This window comes from Flammeovirga aprica JL-4, assembly GCF_012844305.1.
GTDB lineage: Bacteria > Bacteroidota > Bacteroidia > Cytophagales > Flammeovirgaceae > Flammeovirga > Flammeovirga aprica.
Genome location: NZ_JABANE010000362.1, coordinates 1 through 676, shown reverse-complemented (window position 1 = coordinate 676; position 676 = coordinate 1). Strand labels below are relative to the sequence as shown.

Sequence of the window (676 nt, the reverse complement as noted above, 5' to 3'; positions counted from 1 at the left end):
GCCAAGATCGATGATTTCGTAGTTATTGCACTGCAGCACCACGCCGACGATGTTTTTGCCAATGTCATGAACGTCGCCTTTTACCGTGGCAATCACCATTTTGCCGTTACTGGAGCCCTGCTCTTTACTGGCTTCAATAAACGGCTCAAGGTAGGCCACCGCCTGTTTCATTACACGGGCGGATTTCACCACCTGCGGCAGGAACATTTTGCCTTCGCCGAACAGATCGCCGACCACGTTCATGCCGTCCATCAGCGGCCCTTCAATGACCTCAATCGGGCGGGCGGCCTGCTGACGCGCTTCTTCGGTGTCCTGTTCGATAAATTCGGTAATGCCCTTCACCAGCGAATATTCGAGGCGTTTTTTCACTTCCCAGGTGCGCCACTCCGCCTGCTGGGCATTCGCGCCGTCGTCCGCTTTGCTGCCGCGATATTTTTCCGCCAGCTCAAGTAACCGTTCGGTACTGTCATCGCGGCGGTTGAGGATCACGTCTTCGACCGCGTCGCGCAGCTCGCCCGGGAGGTCATCATAGATGGCCAGCTGACCGGCGTTGACGATCCCCATGTCCATGCCGTTGCGGATCGCGTAGTAGAGGAATACGGCGTGGATCGCCTCACGTACCGGGTCATTACCGCGGAAGGAGAAGGAGACGTTGGAGACCCCGCCGGAGATTAGC

The 676-nt window shown here is 57.4% G+C and carries 1 protein-coding gene; it reads right to left on the bottom strand.

Annotated elements, in window-relative coordinates; all coding sequences use genetic code 11:
- On the bottom strand, nucleotides 1-676 hold a 676-nt coding region (locus tag HHU12_RS34380), incomplete at both ends, for a B12-binding domain-containing protein (RefSeq protein WP_169661209.1).